A 14101-nucleotide genomic window follows, 5' to 3' on the forward strand; every position below is an offset into this window, starting at 1 on the left:
GTCATTGCCAAAAATAGTTCTGCAAATGCTTCGCCCGTACAGTTGTCAGTGGTAATTAAAGAGATAAATGATAAAATCACCAATTAGAGAACACCAGCATTGGACATAATCGTCAATTCTTGAATTACTGCTTCTTGTGGTAATAAGACAGTGTGCAGAATTGTTGTTGCCACAATTTCTGGAGTTAACATTTGGGAACGGTCAAAGTTGGCTTGGACTGTAGGTGTATCCCAAATTTCCGTATTCACAGAACCAGGACAAATGGCAATGACGCGAATGCCATTAGCACGTTCTTCTTGTGCGAGGGTTTGGGATAGGAAAAGAAGTCCTGCTTTGCTGACGCAGTAAGCGCCCCAACCCGGAAAAGCTTGTTTGCCAGCTATAGAGGCAATATTAATAATTGTGCCTTGGCCTTGTTGGCGCATTCCTGGCAAAATTCCCATCATGCACTGAAAGACACTGGTGAGATTTAAATTAATTACCTGTTGCCAGTCTTCTAAAGGTGTTTCACTCAGGTTGCCCGTATATCCAATCCCAGCGTTATTGATGAGAATATTTATGTTGCCAAATTCGTCAGCTATTCCTTGAATTTTGGATTTAACCTGGGTAACTTCAGCTAAGTCTACACAAAAGGCTTTGGCTTCTACTCCTAACTCCTGTGCAGCTTTAGCTACGGACTCTAGTTTATCCTGAGAACGGCTGACCAATGCTACATCTATCCCAGCCTTGGCAAATGCCAAAGCTGTTGCTTTGCCAATTCCGCTACTAGCACCAGTAATTAAGGCGCGTCTTTTTTGCTCAAAATTCATGATATTTTCCAACTTTTTGGCAATGCTGTCAGCCAACAGATGCTCATAAACCCAAGTAAATACAAATGCCTATAGCTCTTGAAGATTGTTAAAAATCTTTAAGCAGCCATAGGCAATTATAGCATTGCTGTGATTCTATGCCATTTTCTTGAGTATTTTTAGTGAGCAAGTTCTGTGAAAACGCCGATATTACGGAATTTATCATAACGGAGTTGGCGACGTTCAGCAGGTGTCAGACGGTTCAGTTCGTCTAAGTTTTCTAGCAAGGCTTGTTTCAAGTTTGTCGCTGCTGTTAAAGGGTCTGAGTGTGCGCCACCCAAGGGTTCAGGGAGAATTTGGTCAATAATGCCCAAGTTTTTGAGGTCGTGGGAGATAATTTTTAAGGCTACGGCGGCCAGGTGAGATTTACTGGCATCTTTCCACAAAATTGCAGCGCAGGCTTCCGGGGTAGCGACGGTATAAACTGAGTGTTCAAACATCAATAGGCGATCGCCTACACCAATACCTAACGCCCCACCAGAACCACCTTCACCAATAACTGTGCAAATGATGGGTACGTCAAAACTGAACATTTCCCGCAGGTTATAGGCGATCGCTTCTCCTTGTCCTTGATGTTCGGCTTCTATGCCTGCCCAAGCCCCAGGAGTATCAATAAAGGTCAAAATTGGCATACTAAACTTATTGGCGTGTTCCATGAGGCGCAGAGCCTTACGATAGCCACCAGGAGCAGCCATGCCAAAGTTACGAGCCACGTTATCTTTAGTATCCCGGCCTTTTTGATGTCCTAACATCATCACCGGTTGTCCAGCGATGCGACCAACGCCACCAACTAAAGCTGGATCATCGCCGCCACAGCGATCGCCATGCAACTCCATCCATTCATCACTAATAGATTGAATATAATCTAAAGTGCTAGGGCGGCGGGGATGACGGGCTACCTGCAATCGTTGAGATGGTGTCAGACTGCTAAAAATCTCTTCCCGTAATTGCGTCGCCCTTGTCTCTAGTTGGCGAATTTGTCCAGAAACATCAACACCATTTTCTTCAGCCAGTTGGCGAATTTGGTCAATGCGAGTGGCCAGTTCTGCTAAAGGCTTTTCAAAATCTAACAGTAGCGGTTTGCGCTCAGTGGTTGCCATAGTTATGTTAGTTGTCAGTTGTTAGTTGTTGGTTGTCAGTTGTCAGTCGTCCGTTGTCAGTTGTTAGTTGTCTTTTCTTTGCCACTGACCACTGACCACTGACTAATGACTAAACTAGCAATGGTCTAAAACCGTGTTTAATGGACACACGACCAATTTGCTCCATTTTGTCTACGGTAATCTGATTACGCCCCCAAGAAAAGTTTGTATATAACTTCTCAAATTCCAATAGCATTGATTCTGCAAAACAAGCAAATAATTGCCGACCTGGCACATCCATATTGACAATTTTCATAATTTTCCAGTCAATATCTAGGGAATGCTCCACAATGCCACCATTTAACACATACACCCCTGGGTGCTGAATTTTTGTGCCTAAGTTTTTAGGATAGCCACCATCAATCAATAGACAGGGTTGTTTTAATGTTGTCGGGTCAATTTCTACGCCTTTGGGCATACTCGCCACCCAAACGACAATATCCGCTTGGGGTAATGCTTCCTGTAATCCCATGATTTTACCGCGTCCTAGTTCTGCTTGCAGTTCTTGGAGACGTTCTTGATTTCTAGCAATTAATAGTAATTCTTGGACATCTGTTTTTTTATCTAGCCAGCGGGTGACTGCGCTACCAATATCCCCCGTTGCACCGCACACAGCTACAGTTGCTTTGGACAATTCAATCCCTAGTTGTTTAGAGGCTTCTTCTACTTGCCGACAAATAATGTAAGCTGTATGAGTATTGCCTGTGGTGAAGCGTTCAAAATCTAGGTTAATATTGCGGACTTGTTTGAACTGCTCTAAATTAAAGTTCTCAAAAATAATTGAGGAAAATCCTCCCAAAGCTGTAATATCAATGCCATGCTTTTGAGCATGAGCCATAGCGTTGAGAATTTTCCGCGTGGCAGCTTTAATACGACGATTGGCCAGCATTTCTGGCAAAAAGCAAGATTCTACATACTTTCCTTCTATTTTCTGCCCGGTGATACTGGTGACAGTGATATGATCAACTATTTGCGGCGGGGCGCTACACCAAAAGTCTAGCCCTTGATCGGCATATTCTGGATATCCCAATTCTTGAGCTACTGATTGAGCGTGTTCTAAACTAGTCAGATGTCCAATTAAACCAAACATGGAGTGATATATTAGGCGTGTGCTGTCGTGCAAAACTGTGGAATTAGTGGGCAATACCAACTTTGGATTTGAGATTTTGGATTTTGGAGAAATCGCAAACTATAGTATCTAACTATTAAAAATACTACATAAGGGGTCAATGTTCACAGTTGACGGTTGACTACAGAACTATTACTCCCCTACCTCCCCTACCTCCCCTACCTCCCCTACTTCCCCTACTTCCCCTACCTCCCTGGGGTAACAAAGTCGTCACCCCTGTGGGCAGTTATTAAACGGTTGCCAGTCCGTAGGCAGAAAGACGCATGATGTCACGGGTGGTAAAGCCAATGTTACTTAATGCTTCACCGTATTGAATCATAAAGTCTTCTACTAAAGCATCTTTTTCCATTGCTAAGACTTTGGCATCGTCTGCTACTTCGTTCAGCATTTTCCAGACAATGGGCAGATTTTGGCGGTTTGCTGCTTCTAATTCGGCTTTAGATTCTGTAAAGTTTTCTTGCAACCACACTTCACCAAAGTTAAGATGGCTGTATTCTTCTTTTACAACTCCTTCTGTGATTTTACGAGCAAAATCATCAGCTACGGGAATGTAGATATTATAGGCAGCGATCGCAAAACATTCGATAATTAATGATTGAATCAAAAGGCAAGTAACGACTTTACCTTCTTCGGCTGCGGTTTGAAAATTGTCGTGTAGTCCCAAGAAAAACTTTTTAGCGAATACTAAATCTGGAGTCACTTTTAAATTCCGTCCACAGGCTTCAAAACCTTTTTTGTGGCGACTTTCCATTTTCGAGAGACGAATTAATTCCTCTTCCTGTGCTGGCAGCAGTTTCGCTAATGTCATGTAATTTTCGTGGGCTTCTTGTTCCCCTTCAATGACAATGGCATTGATGCGGCTATAAGCATCTTTATATATTTTGCTTTGGAAATCAATTTTTTCAATTTGGTCTACAAGCTGCTGCATATTCGGTGTTACTCCGTTGTCCATGAATTATTTAATACAAAAACTTAAATTACCCGATCAATTTGGGGTAATTATCACTGTGATTTAATTTAACTTAACAAGAAACTATAGTTATTAAATTAGTTTTTACTGATGGTTGTACCAACAGAAAAACAAATGTATGGAGTCATAGCCAATGTCCAAGCTAAACTGGAATCTAAAAAAATGCCAATTTGTTGAGCCTGTTAGTAGCGCTAACAAGTGCATTTATAGGGTTACTGCCGCTAATTGTGGTTTTCCTGACCTCTTTTGGGGGTGCGAACAGGCACTTCCCCAAATAATTGGACTTTAGCCAATTACCGGGGGGTAGGGACAAGGGAAGTTTTTATTAGCTTTTGCTAATTCTACCTTAGTAGCGATCGCAGTTACGGCTTTTCCAATTTTCACTTCGGCTTTAGCGGGTTACGCCCTGGCGAGGCTAAAATTTCGGGGTAGACAAGCGTTGCTTTTGGTGGTGTTAGCAACTTTGGTGATTCCTTTTCAGTTATTGGTAATTCCCATCTTTTTGGTGCTGAAGTGGGGACATCTGATTAATACCTACTGGGCTTTGATTTTACCAACTGCTGTCAACGGCTTTGGGATTTTTCTGTTACGTCAATATTTCCAGACAATTCCCGTAGAATTGGAGGAAGCAGCCGCTATTGATGGTGCAAACCGATTACAAATTTTATGGCGGATAATGTTGCCTTTAGCACGTCCAGCGTTAGTAACTCTGTTTCTATTTACCTTTATTGGTGAATGGAATGATTTATTTAAGCCTTTGGTATTTACAACCAGACCAGAATTAAGAACAGTGCAATTAGCTTTAGCAGAGTTTCAAGAGCAGTTTACCAATAATTGGCCGTTGATGATGGCAGCGGTGACAATTGCTACTGTACCAGTGATGGTATTATTTTTAATTGGTCAACGGCAGTTTATACAGGGTATTGCCACAACAGGAATTAAGAATTAGGCATTGGTTAATTGTTAGTCTCAATGAAAAGGATAATATTTTTAAAGTTTACAGCTTTGGTAAAATATATTTATTGTCATCGAATTAAACTAAAAACTTTTATGAAAGCAATCCAAACCACAGGTAAAATTGATGAACAAGGTCAATTATCCTTAGATTACCCAATTGAAGGCACTTCACCTAGTTCAGTGCGAGTGATTATTCTATTTGCAGAAACAGATACCACTGAATTTTTCACAAACATCAGTGAATATCAACAGCTTAATCTGATGCCACCCAAACAATTAGAACAGGAATTAAAACAGGCATTGAGTGAAGCTGGCTATGATTCCAGGGAAAAAATTATTGATCTTGTGCAAGAGGTTAAACAAGAAATAGCGTTAGAACGCCGACAAAAGTAAGATTAAATAAAATGACAACCGTTCCTGAGTTAATTTTTTTGGATACTAATGTTTATCTGATTGGTGCAGTGGATTTAAATAGTTATGAAGGTCAAATTCTGCAATGGTTAGGTTGGGAAACTCAAGGTAATGATGGAATTGAGGTAGTTATTTCTGATGAATTAATTGATCAAATTTCCAGAGTTGCTAAACGGTTAAAGAATAAAGACTGGGCAGGAGAAATTATTGGACGAATTTGGCAAAAGTTAAATATTTGTTATGTTCAAATTGATGATTTTGCTCAGGCAGAAATGGAATCAGCAGGAGTTATTCCTCGTGAAGATATAGGAGTTTATTTGACGGCAAAAGCAGGACATTCTCAATGTTTTGTTTCAGCTAATCATAAGTTAATTCGGATTTTGGCTGAAGAAACAGGAGAGTTTGAATGTTTGACTCCATTTGAATTTGTAAGCAAATACTTGGTCAGCTAGGAATTTACTGATTGTGGTTTTGATAAAATGCAGCACACTTACGCGCTAATCATACAATGGCCAACATAGAACATTATCGTCAGTGTATTCAAACCATCCTCAAAGAACATGGTAAATTTAAGCCCAAATACGATGAAATAGATAATGAACTAATTTTTGATACTACTCATGATCATTATCAACTTATGCGTGTTGGTTGGGATGATTTAAGAAGAGTTTATCATAGCGTTATTCATTTCGACATTAAAGATAACAAAATCTGGATTCAACAAAACATGACAGAATCAGATTTAGCTCAAGAACTTGTAAATATGGGAATACGAAAAGAAGATATTGTTTTTGGTTTACAACCACCCTACAAACGTCCTTATACTGGTTATGGTGTAGCTTGATTTTTGAATGTTTCAGTTGTCAGAATCAGGATTTTGATTATTTTTGCTCTATCTTTAAGGATGAATTGTGCCATCAGGCATCATTGCCCCTTGAAGGTTTGCTCCTTGAAGATTAGCGTTATATAACTTGGCTCTGTATAGATTGGAGTTTAACAGGTTGGCGCTTGACAAGTTGGCATTTGACAAGTTGGCTCTCGACAGGTCGGCTTTTCCTAGATGGGCTTCTGATAGGTTAGCATTTGATAAGTTAGCTCCTGACAGGTTTGCTCCTAACAATTCGGCTTCTGATAGGTTAACCCCCAGCAATTCGGCTCCTGACAAGTCACATTTAACACACTTTTTTGTCTTTAATAGCTGCTCAATATGTGCAGGATTTGCGGCATAGACAGGATCACTAACTAAACTAAAAATAGTTGTAATCATAGCCAAATAAATCTTGTACATCCACTGATTCCCCTTCTCTAAGTTGTCTGAAATTACAGGTAAATAGCATATTCAGTATCACTACTCAATTATAACTCTATCATTTCATTACTCAGAGATTTTATGCAAATGAAACAAATCATTTTTTGCGTGAAATAAAAACCTACAATGTGAGTTAAACCACTCCAGCTAAACATACAAAAATACTAAACTCAGATTCCGTCATCATCAGAAAATATGCAAAAGTTGGGTTTAGTGTTAATTATCATTTCATTTTTACCATGGTTGGCGATCGCTGTGATAGTGCCATTTTTGCCAATTTCTCTCGCCCAAAAAGCTATATTAGTTCCAGCGTTATTAGTTTTGGCTGAAGTTCTATTTTGGCCAGGTACGCTGTTGGTGGGGAAAGAAGTAGTGCAAAAGTATCGCCGTTATTTAAATTTCCGTTATCTAAATATACTCGTCAAAAGATGGAAGCGGAAAAATAGAAAAAGATGATAATTAGGTAGAATCAGTATTTATAAATCTCTATGTAGGTTAGGAAAATGGCAGCACAAAAACTCAGCGAAGCAGAACTAAAATTAGCCCTCAATGGTTTACCAGGATGGCAAATTAAAGAAGGCAAATTATACAAAGAATATAAATTTAGCTCCTTTGCAACTGCGTTAGGTTGGATGGTTAGTGTGGGTGTTCACGCGGAAAAACTTGGACATCACCCGGAATGGTTTAATGTTTACAGTACAGTCCAGGTAAATCTTATTACCCACGACATCGGTAATGCTATCAGCAATTTGGATGTAGAACTGGCGAAGAAAATGGAAGAATTAGCACCGTAAGATTGGGGAAGTTGGAGAAGTTGGGGAAGTTGGGGAAGTTGGGGAAGTTGGGGAAGTTGGGGAAGTTGGGGACTGGGAAAGAGTTTGACTAATTACCAATCACCAATTACCAATCACCAATTACCAATCACCAATTACCAATTACCAATTACCAATTACCAATTACCAATTACCAATTACCCATTACCAATCACCAATCACCAATTACCAATTACCAATTACCAATTACTTAACTCGTTTCCTGAATCTGTAATCTAATGGTATGTTCTGTTGTACCGCTTAATTGCAGTTCCATGATTTCCCCTCCTAGAGGTTCTATGCAGGTGAGGAGCGATCGCAAATTGGGCGTACTTGCACCAGTATCCACATATAACCTGTCCGCTAAACTACTAATTTTTTTCCAGGTCATATACAATTTGCCAATGGTTTGTTCAATTTGTGATGCTTGATTTACCAAGTCAGCAGCAATACTTAAACAACCGACTCGTTGGGCTTCTTCTAAGGCAGTTTCAATATCTACATCTTCCGCTATTAACGCTTGCACTTGGGCAGCAGATTTGAGATATTTGGCTAATTGTCGGGCTTCTGAGGTAGCTTGTTTAACAGTATCAACATCAGGATTGGCGGCTATATCCCTTTGTAATGCCTTTTGGTGCAATTCGGGCAGTTTTTCCATTTCCTTGACCAGAGGGGCAATGTAGCGCGGTGGCAGACTGTTATCTGCGGCTTTTTCCCTAACTTCTTCTGGTAATAAATCGGAGGACATGGCTGTCCATTCGTCACTGAGTTGACGGACTTCTCTGCGGGTAATGCGATCGCCTTTCTCCGCAGCTTCACTGACCATCTGTTGTACTTCTGGAGACGCTTTGGCGGTTTCTACAAATGCCCGTTTACTAAAGTTATTAACCGTGTCTGGGTTCAGTTTGCCATCTGATATCAAGGTATCAGCACTATTGGCTAATTGAATCCAACTGTATGCCTGGGTTTTGCTGATTTCGCGTTCTTTGAGCCATTTAAGAAAACCCGCACCGCGTCCATCTCCGCCTTTTTTCTCACGGTCACGGATAGCGCGTAAAATGCGACCACGCCAAATTTCTGTTTGTAAATCAAAGCGATCGCATACCTGCCATGCTACATCAAGTTGTTGTAAAAAGTCGGACTCAGGAATTTGTTCATCTTCTGGATCAGGTAATGCAAAGTCTAAATCTGCTGGCTGTTGGAGTGCAGCAGCAATGTCATTCATAGAGTCGGTATCTTGCACGATGGATAGCTGGTTGGGGTATGCGATTTAGCTTATATTCACGCAACTTGCGTCATGAAAATTGGTGAGTAAGTATTGTACTTTAAAAATTAAATTTTAGGGGGACTGGGAAAATGAGAAAATGAAGGGACGAAAGTGCAGAACAGACAAAAATAACAGGACTTACGGAAAATATCTCTGAAACCCTCATTTCTCCGTGTCCTCTGTGACTCTGTGGTATGGCTAACGCCACGCTTCGCTATCGTTATTCCGTGATTTGTGCGTAAGCACTAAATAAGAAACAATTCTCTGTCACCTGTCACCTATTCCCTTATGAAACAAACTGCGAAAATCCTTGATGGTAAAGCATTAGCCGATAAAATTCAGCAAGAACTTAGTGAGACAATTAGCAAATTACAAGGTAAAATTGGGCGATCGCCTGGATTAGCGGTATTAATGGTGGGAGACAACCCCGCATCAGCCGCTTATGTTCGCAACAAAGAAAAATCCTGTGCCAAAGTCGGAATTACCTCTTTTGGTAAACACTTTCCCACCCAAACCAGCCAAACCGAACTAGAGGAAGTAATTGCCCAACTCAACGCAGATGATCAAGTAGATGGGATTTTAGTCCAGCTACCCCTTCCCAATCATTTAGATGCTGTCAGTCTACTACATCAAATTGCCCCGGATAAAGACGCTGACGGACTCCACCCTGTGAACTTAGGAAGACTGGTACGAGGTGAAACCGGTTTACGGAGTTGTACTCCTGCCGGTGTGATGCGATTGTTAGCAGAATATAGAATTCCTTTACAGGGCAAAAAAGCCGTAGTCGTAGGACGGAGTATTTTAGTAGGGAAACCGATGGCTTTGATGTTATTAGCAGCTAATGCCACAGTCACAATTGCCCATTCCAAAACCCAGGATTTACAAGATATTACCAAAGATGCTGATATTCTCATTGCTGCCACCGGGATTCCGGGAATGATTAATGCCCAGATGGTAAAACCGGGCGCAGTTGTGGTAGATGTGGGAATAAATCGGGTTACAGATAGCAATGGTAAAAGTCGGTTAGTTGGTGATGTTCAGTTTGAAGCGATCGCTAATGTGGCAGAATATATTACTCCTGTTCCTGGTGGTATCGGTCCAATGACAGTAGCCATGTTATTGCAAAATACTGTTTCTAGCTATTTACAAACCACAGGCAACTGAGAAATAATTTTTATGAATATTCATGATTACTCACCAAAACCGTGAGTGTTTCCGCCCCAAAGCCCCGTAAAATTGGTACACAGATCACAAACAGCCCAATATTTTGAACAGTCAAGAGGAATACAAAGCATGGTAGCAACGGATAAAAGATTGGAAACCCCAAAAAAATCAGAGTCGGCTAGTTTTAACCTCGCTACCTATCTCAAACAACGACAACAGCTTTGCGAACAAGCTTTGGATAATTCCATTACCGTCGTTTATCCAGAAAAGATTTATGAAGCTATGCGCTATTCTCTCTTAGCTGGAGGTAAACGAGTTCGTCCTATTCTCTGTCTTGCGACTGCTGACATGATTGGTGGCACAATAGAAATGGCTATGGCTACAGCTTGTGCCGTAGAAATGATTCATACCATGTCCTTGATTCATGATGATTTACCCGCCATGGATAATGATGATTATCGTCGCGGTAAACTCACAAATCATAAAGTTTATGGTGAAGATGTGGCTATTTTGGCAGGAGATGGTTTATTGGCTTTAGCTTTTGAACACGTAGCCGCCCAAACTCCTACAAATGTACCTAGGGATAGAGTTTTACAAGTCATCATTCGCCTGGGTAAAGCCTTGGGTGCGGCTGGCTTAGTCGGTGGTCAAGTGGTAGATTTGGAATCGGAAGGTAAGTCAGATATTTCCTTAGAAACCCTGAATTTTATTCATAATCATAAAACCGCAGCTTTGTTAGAAGCTTGTGTAGTTTGTGGGGGAATTATTGCTGGTGCATCTGCCGAAGATGTGCAAAAATTAACTCGTTATTCTCAAAATATCGGTCTGGCTTTCCAAATCATTGATGATATTCTGGATATCACTGCTACCCAAGAGCAGTTAGGTAAAACCGCTGGTAAGGATCTCACAGCCAAGAAAGTCACCTATCCTAGTCTGTGGGGAATTGAAGAATCTCGCGCTAAAGCTCAACACCTGGTTGCTCAAGCTTGTGCTGAATTAGCATCCTATGGTGAAAAAGCCATTCCTTTGCAAGCGCTCGCTCACTTTATCATCAACCGCAATAACTAAGCCCAATTGTGGATTTTAACTAAATTTTGGCTTCTACTGCCGTTTTTCCTCCATACAATCACTGCTTACACTTACTAACTTCACCAAAATACCATGCAGGACATAGGCGAAATTGTTAACAACCGGGTGCTGCTGGTTGCGCTTGTAGCTTGTTTTGTAGCTCAAGGATTAAAGCTTATCGTTGAGTTAGTCAAACATCGTAAATTAAACGTGCGTGTTTTAGTAACTACTGGAGGTATGCCCAGCGCCCATTCAGCCCTAGTAACAGCCCTAGCAGACGGTGTTGGCCAAACTTTAGGTTGGGCATCTCCAGAATTTGCTCTAGCTACAGTTTTTGCTATCATCGTTATGTACGATGCCGCTGGAGTGCGTCAAGCTGCTGGCAAGCAAGCAAAAATTCTCAATCAAATGATTGATGAATTATTCCATGAAAAACCGGACTTTTTTCAAGACCGTCTCAAGGAATTATTAGGACATACACCAGTTCAAGTTATCGCTGGTTCAGTTTTAGGTGTAGCTATTTCTTGGTTAGCGCGGGCTGTATATTAGTCGGTTGTCAGTAAACAAGGATATTGCTCGTACGTAATAATCAGATTTTCAGGCAAATCTTGTGTAAATTAGAATCTTATGTAAAAATTTAATTAGTGCAATTCAGGTGTTAAAGTTATGACAACGATTTTTTCTACCCGCAAGCTAGTGGGAATTATACTCACTGGTTTAACAGTAACTTCCTGTGGTGGGGGTACATCTAGTAATACATCTAGTGATACATCTGGTAATACATCTAGTGATACTAACCCAAAGACCTTAACTATTAATGTTCCTTCATTAGGTTATTCGGCAACCTTGGATAAGACTACAACTGCTGCTGATATTGGTAGGGTACGATTAGAGCTAAGAGAACAGTGTAGAAACATCTTTAATGTTGGTAGTCGTTCACAAGCCAGGTGCTTGACTGAAGTTTCGGAAGCAGCACAAGCAGCGGTCATTTTCATTAACAGTTAAGGCAAAACCTGAGAATTTTTAACTAATTAATACTCTGTTACATAAAGAAGGCGGACATATTGTCCGCTTATACATCATATAAAACCCAAAAAATGATAAATGAAGAAAATCAATATTTTTACTCAAATATCATTACTAGAACGCTATTTAGTCTCTCAATTAATAACCCCTTTATTATTTAGTATTGTCATTGTTACTGTGGTTGCGGAATCAATTGGTATTTCCTTTGAACAATTTAGATTTTTGATAGAGAAAAGGTTATCTTTTGATGTTCTTATATATCTTCATATCCTGAAATTACCAGAATTTATTATTTATTCCCTACCTATTGCCACTTTAATGGCAACTATTTTTACCTATCAGCAGCTATCAAGAAATACTGAAATTATTGCTTTACAAAACTGCGGGCTTAGTTTATACAGATTAGTATATCCTGCGGTAATGATAGGTTTATTATTAACAATTTTGATGTTAATCTTGAATGAAGTAGTTGTTCCTCCAGCTAACTACAAAGCAGCAATTACTCTAGAAAAACATCTAAATATTAGTAGAGAAAACATCAGAATCCATGATATATTTTATGTTCAAATATCCCAAAATAACACAGATGATATAGTTTCTAAAAGTAAATATCTTAAATACCTATTTTATGCAAAAGAATTAACCGAAAGAAAAATGAAATCTGTAGTCTTATTAATTAGAGATAATGAAAGATTAAAGATGATTATTAATTCTAAATTTGCAGAATGCCATAGTGAAGAATATTGCTATTTTTATGATGGTAATAAAACTATTATTAATACCAATGGTTCTTATGGAAAAAATCTAAAATTTCATAAAATATCTTTATATTTACCGAATATATCTTCACAATTTAAGGCAGATAGAGAAAAACTTGATCATAGAGAAATGAGTCTATATCAAGCTTATCAGCAATTGTCAATTTTGGAAACAGCGGGCGATCACCAAAATTTTCTCAAACTACAAGTTCACATTCAAAAACGCTTTGCCTCAGCTATTTCCTCCACTGTATTTGCCTTTTTAGGTTCAGCCATAGGCATTAACTTAAAAACAAGAACCAAATATAACAGCTTTGCCTTGACTTTGGGTATCATCCTACTGTACGATACATTTCAACTAATTACAGGTATTTTGGTTGTATCAGAAAATATCTTATATGGTTGGGTTTGGTTGCCAAATATTGTCGGTACTAGCATTGCAGGTTATTTACTAATTACGAAAAATTCGCTGTCATTAATTTAGTAAACATCTTACGCAAAAAGTAAATCATACCGCCATATCGTCGTAGGATAATTTTAAACTCTCCTCTAACTAATTATCAACGGACAATTGAGCGGAGTAAAACTACTTTCCGACCATCAGCTAAGATAGCTACAAATCCACTTTCGCTAAGTTTTTTTAATGTATTGTATGCTTCCTTTTGATTGGTAGTATAAACTGCCAACAGGTAAGGGCGTTGTCCATAGGAGACAAAACCCACATCACCTCCTACGGATTTTTGCAGGCTACTAACCATTTCTGGACGGTTAAAATAATCAACCAGAATTGCATAACCTTCCCCTAATATTTTGGGGTTATAGCTAATTTTTGAAGTTGGTAATTTTGGTGTTGTTTGTGGTGCTTGTTGAGGTGCTTGTTCTGTAGCACGAGTGGTGATAATGGCAGATAAACCAACTATATTCTGAATATACCTTGCCCAGCGATTGGCATCATCAATATTTTTAAACCCACCAATTCGCGTTACTGTTTGATTATTATATTTGCAAATAACTGTTTTTAATTCAGTCGGTAATGCACTACGCAACTGCTTTTGATTTTCAGTTGTGGGACTTACTACTAATAATAAATATTCTCCTGCATTTGGTGGTTGACAATTAGTAAGATTTTGTTGAGCAATAACAGGATTAATATTGCTAATTAAGGGAGTAACTGCTAGTAATAAGGCACTTGGTAAGATTGTTAATATTTGCATAAATTGGTAATTGGTAATTGGTAATTGGT

General features: G+C 39.5%; 18 protein-coding genes and 1 pseudogene. 12 read left to right on the forward strand and 7 right to left on the reverse strand.

Annotated features, from left to right (window positions below; genetic code table 11):
- Window positions 1–83: 83 nt before the first annotated feature.
- The 4 genes from FJR06_RS08175 to FJR06_RS08190 form a co-directional block, all read right to left on the reverse strand.
- Window positions 84–809 (reverse strand): SDR family oxidoreductase, encoded by a 726-nt coding sequence (locus FJR06_RS08175; protein WP_015079152.1) that lies wholly within the window; start codon window positions 807–809, stop codon window positions 84–86.
- 158 nt (window positions 810–967) lie between these two features.
- Window positions 968–1948 (reverse strand): acetyl-CoA carboxylase carboxyltransferase subunit alpha, encoded by a 981-nt coding sequence (locus tag FJR06_RS08180; protein ID WP_015079153.1) that lies wholly within the window; start codon window positions 1946–1948, stop codon window positions 968–970.
- 109 nt (window positions 1949–2057) lie between these two features.
- The gene (locus FJR06_RS08185; RefSeq protein WP_015079154.1) at window positions 2058–3077 is read right to left on the reverse strand and encodes a long-chain acyl-[acyl-carrier-protein] reductase; all 1020 of its coding nucleotides are present in this window, start codon (window positions 3075–3077) and stop codon (window positions 2058–2060) included.
- Between the two features lie 268 nt (window positions 3078–3345).
- On the reverse strand, window positions 3346–4044 hold the full coding sequence (locus FJR06_RS08190; RefSeq protein ID WP_168651217.1) for an aldehyde oxygenase (deformylating): 699 nt from the start codon (window positions 4042–4044) through the stop codon (window positions 3346–3348).
- A 175-nt stretch (window positions 4045–4219) separates the two neighbouring features.
- Here FJR06_RS08190 and FJR06_RS24890 point away from each other — a divergent pair.
- The 4 genes and pseudogenes from FJR06_RS24890 (at window position 4220) to FJR06_RS08210 (ending at window position 6298) form a co-directional block, all read left to right on the forward strand.
- Window positions 4220–5035 (forward strand): annotated as a pseudogene (locus FJR06_RS24890) (carbohydrate ABC transporter permease).
- 101 nt (window positions 5036–5136) lie between these two features.
- The gene (locus FJR06_RS08200) at window positions 5137–5436 is read left to right on the forward strand and encodes a hypothetical protein (RefSeq protein ID WP_041457755.1); all 300 of its coding nucleotides are present in this window, start codon (window positions 5137–5139) and stop codon (window positions 5434–5436) included.
- 11 nt (window positions 5437–5447) lie between these two features.
- Entirely contained in the window at window positions 5448–5906 is a 459-nt protein-coding gene (locus tag FJR06_RS08205; RefSeq protein ID WP_015079157.1) for a hypothetical protein, read from the forward strand.
- Window positions 5907–5962: 56 nt separating this feature from the next.
- The gene (locus FJR06_RS08210; RefSeq protein ID WP_015079158.1) at window positions 5963–6298 is read left to right on the forward strand and encodes a XisI protein; all 336 of its coding nucleotides are present in this window, start codon (window positions 5963–5965) and stop codon (window positions 6296–6298) included.
- Window positions 6299–6352: 54 nt separating this feature from the next.
- On the opposite strand, the gene FJR06_RS08215 is transcribed toward FJR06_RS08210, so the two are convergent.
- Window positions 6353–6721 (reverse strand): pentapeptide repeat-containing protein, encoded by a 369-nt coding sequence (locus tag FJR06_RS08215; protein ID WP_217359769.1) that lies wholly within the window; start codon window positions 6719–6721, stop codon window positions 6353–6355.
- A gap of 237 nt (window positions 6722–6958) precedes the next feature.
- Here FJR06_RS08215 and FJR06_RS08220 point away from each other — a divergent pair, with 237 nt between their 5' ends.
- The 3 genes from FJR06_RS08220 (at window position 6959) to FJR06_RS08230 (ending at window position 7815) form a co-directional block, all read left to right on the forward strand.
- Entirely contained in the window at window positions 6959–7219 is a 261-nt protein-coding gene (locus FJR06_RS08220; RefSeq protein WP_015079160.1) for a transporter suffix domain-containing protein, read from the forward strand.
- A 47-nt stretch (window positions 7220–7266) separates the two neighbouring features.
- Entirely contained in the window at window positions 7267–7557 is a 291-nt protein-coding gene (locus FJR06_RS08225) for a 4a-hydroxytetrahydrobiopterin dehydratase (RefSeq protein WP_168651214.1), read from the forward strand.
- A gap of 84 nt (window positions 7558–7641) precedes the next feature.
- Window positions 7642–7815 (forward strand): hypothetical protein, encoded by a 174-nt coding sequence (locus FJR06_RS08230; protein WP_015079162.1) that lies wholly within the window; start codon window positions 7642–7644, stop codon window positions 7813–7815.
- Here FJR06_RS08230 and FJR06_RS08235 read toward each other — a convergent pair.
- A complete protein-coding gene (locus FJR06_RS08235; protein ID WP_015079163.1) occupies window positions 7787–8818 on the reverse strand; it encodes a hypothetical protein in 1032 nt (343 codons plus the stop codon). The genes FJR06_RS08230 and FJR06_RS08235 overlap by 29 nt on opposite strands.
- A 312-nt stretch (window positions 8819–9130) precedes the next feature.
- On the opposite strand from FJR06_RS08235, the gene folD reads away from it, so the two are divergent.
- The 5 genes from folD (at window position 9131) to FJR06_RS08260 (ending at window position 13342) form a co-directional block, all read left to right on the forward strand.
- Complete coding sequence (gene folD, locus FJR06_RS08240; protein ID WP_015079164.1) at window positions 9131–10006, forward strand: bifunctional methylenetetrahydrofolate dehydrogenase/methenyltetrahydrofolate cyclohydrolase FolD; 876 nt, start codon at window positions 9131–9133, stop codon at window positions 10004–10006.
- A gap of 129 nt (window positions 10007–10135) precedes the next feature.
- Window positions 10136–11074 (forward strand): geranylgeranyl diphosphate synthase CrtE, encoded by a 939-nt coding sequence (gene crtE, locus FJR06_RS08245; RefSeq protein WP_168651215.1) that lies wholly within the window; start codon window positions 10136–10138, stop codon window positions 11072–11074.
- Between the two features lie 93 nt (window positions 11075–11167).
- Window positions 11168–11623 carry a divergent PAP2 family protein gene (locus FJR06_RS08250; RefSeq protein WP_015079166.1) on the forward strand — a complete coding sequence of 152 codons (456 nt, stop codon included), beginning with the start codon at window positions 11168–11170 and terminating at the stop codon, window positions 11621–11623.
- A 117-nt stretch (window positions 11624–11740) separates the two neighbouring features.
- Window positions 11741–12079 carry a hypothetical protein gene (locus tag FJR06_RS08255; protein WP_015079167.1) on the forward strand — a complete coding sequence of 113 codons (339 nt, stop codon included), beginning with the start codon at window positions 11741–11743 and terminating at the stop codon, window positions 12077–12079.
- Between the two features lie 99 nt (window positions 12080–12178).
- Window positions 12179–13342: an LptF/LptG family permease gene (locus FJR06_RS08260; protein WP_015079168.1), complete on the forward strand. Its 1164-nt coding sequence runs from the start codon at window positions 12179–12181 to the stop codon at window positions 13340–13342.
- A 76-nt stretch (window positions 13343–13418) separates the two neighbouring features.
- Here the strand turns inward: FJR06_RS08260 and FJR06_RS08265 are convergent, their stop codons facing one another.
- The gene (locus FJR06_RS08265; RefSeq protein ID WP_168651216.1) at window positions 13419–14072 is read right to left on the reverse strand and encodes a hypothetical protein; all 654 of its coding nucleotides are present in this window, start codon (window positions 14070–14072) and stop codon (window positions 13419–13421) included.
- Between the last annotated feature and the right edge of the window lie 29 nt (window positions 14073–14101).

Origin of the sequence: Dolichospermum sp. UHCC 0352 (genome assembly GCF_009711925.1) — a bacterium.
GTDB classification, from domain to species: domain Bacteria; phylum Cyanobacteriota; class Cyanobacteriia; order Cyanobacteriales; family Nostocaceae; genus Dolichospermum; species Dolichospermum lemmermannii.

What these genes read in the sequence shown, in the direction of transcription:
- FJR06_RS08175 (WP_015079152.1), bottom strand. Translation starts at nt 809, where the DNA reads ATGAATTTTGAGCAAAAAAGACGCGCCTTAATTACTGGTGCTAGTAGC.
- FJR06_RS08180 (WP_015079153.1), bottom strand. Translation starts at nt 1,948, where the DNA reads ATGGCAACCACTGAGCGCAAACCGCTACTGTTAGATTTTGAAAAGCCT.
- FJR06_RS08185 (WP_015079154.1), bottom strand. Translation starts at nt 3,077, where the DNA reads ATGTTTGGTTTAATTGGACATCTGACTAGTTTAGAACACGCTCAATCA.
- FJR06_RS08190 (WP_168651217.1), bottom strand. Translation starts at nt 4,044, where the DNA reads ATGCAGCAGCTTGTAGACCAAATTGAAAAAATTGATTTCCAAAGCAAA.
- FJR06_RS08200 (WP_041457755.1), top strand. Translation starts at nt 5,137, where the DNA reads ATGAAAGCAATCCAAACCACAGGTAAAATTGATGAACAAGGTCAATTA.
- FJR06_RS08205 (WP_015079157.1), top strand. Translation starts at nt 5,448, where the DNA reads ATGACAACCGTTCCTGAGTTAATTTTTTTGGATACTAATGTTTATCTG.
- FJR06_RS08210 (WP_015079158.1), top strand. Translation starts at nt 5,963, where the DNA reads ATGGCCAACATAGAACATTATCGTCAGTGTATTCAAACCATCCTCAAA.
- FJR06_RS08215 (WP_217359769.1), bottom strand. Translation starts at nt 6,721, where the DNA reads ATGATTACAACTATTTTTAGTTTAGTTAGTGATCCTGTCTATGCCGCA.
- FJR06_RS08220 (WP_015079160.1), top strand. Translation starts at nt 6,959, where the DNA reads ATGCAAAAGTTGGGTTTAGTGTTAATTATCATTTCATTTTTACCATGG.
- FJR06_RS08225 (WP_168651214.1), top strand. Translation starts at nt 7,267, where the DNA reads ATGGCAGCACAAAAACTCAGCGAAGCAGAACTAAAATTAGCCCTCAAT.
- folD (WP_015079164.1), top strand. Translation starts at nt 9,131, where the DNA reads ATGAAACAAACTGCGAAAATCCTTGATGGTAAAGCATTAGCCGATAAA.
- crtE (WP_168651215.1), top strand. Translation starts at nt 10,136, where the DNA reads ATGGTAGCAACGGATAAAAGATTGGAAACCCCAAAAAAATCAGAGTCG.
- FJR06_RS08250 (WP_015079166.1), top strand. Translation starts at nt 11,168, where the DNA reads ATGCAGGACATAGGCGAAATTGTTAACAACCGGGTGCTGCTGGTTGCG.
- FJR06_RS08255 (WP_015079167.1), top strand. Translation starts at nt 11,741, where the DNA reads ATGACAACGATTTTTTCTACCCGCAAGCTAGTGGGAATTATACTCACT.
- FJR06_RS08260 (WP_015079168.1), top strand. Translation starts at nt 12,179, where the DNA reads ATGAAGAAAATCAATATTTTTACTCAAATATCATTACTAGAACGCTAT.
- FJR06_RS08265 (WP_168651216.1), bottom strand. Translation starts at nt 14,072, where the DNA reads ATGCAAATATTAACAATCTTACCAAGTGCCTTATTACTAGCAGTTACT.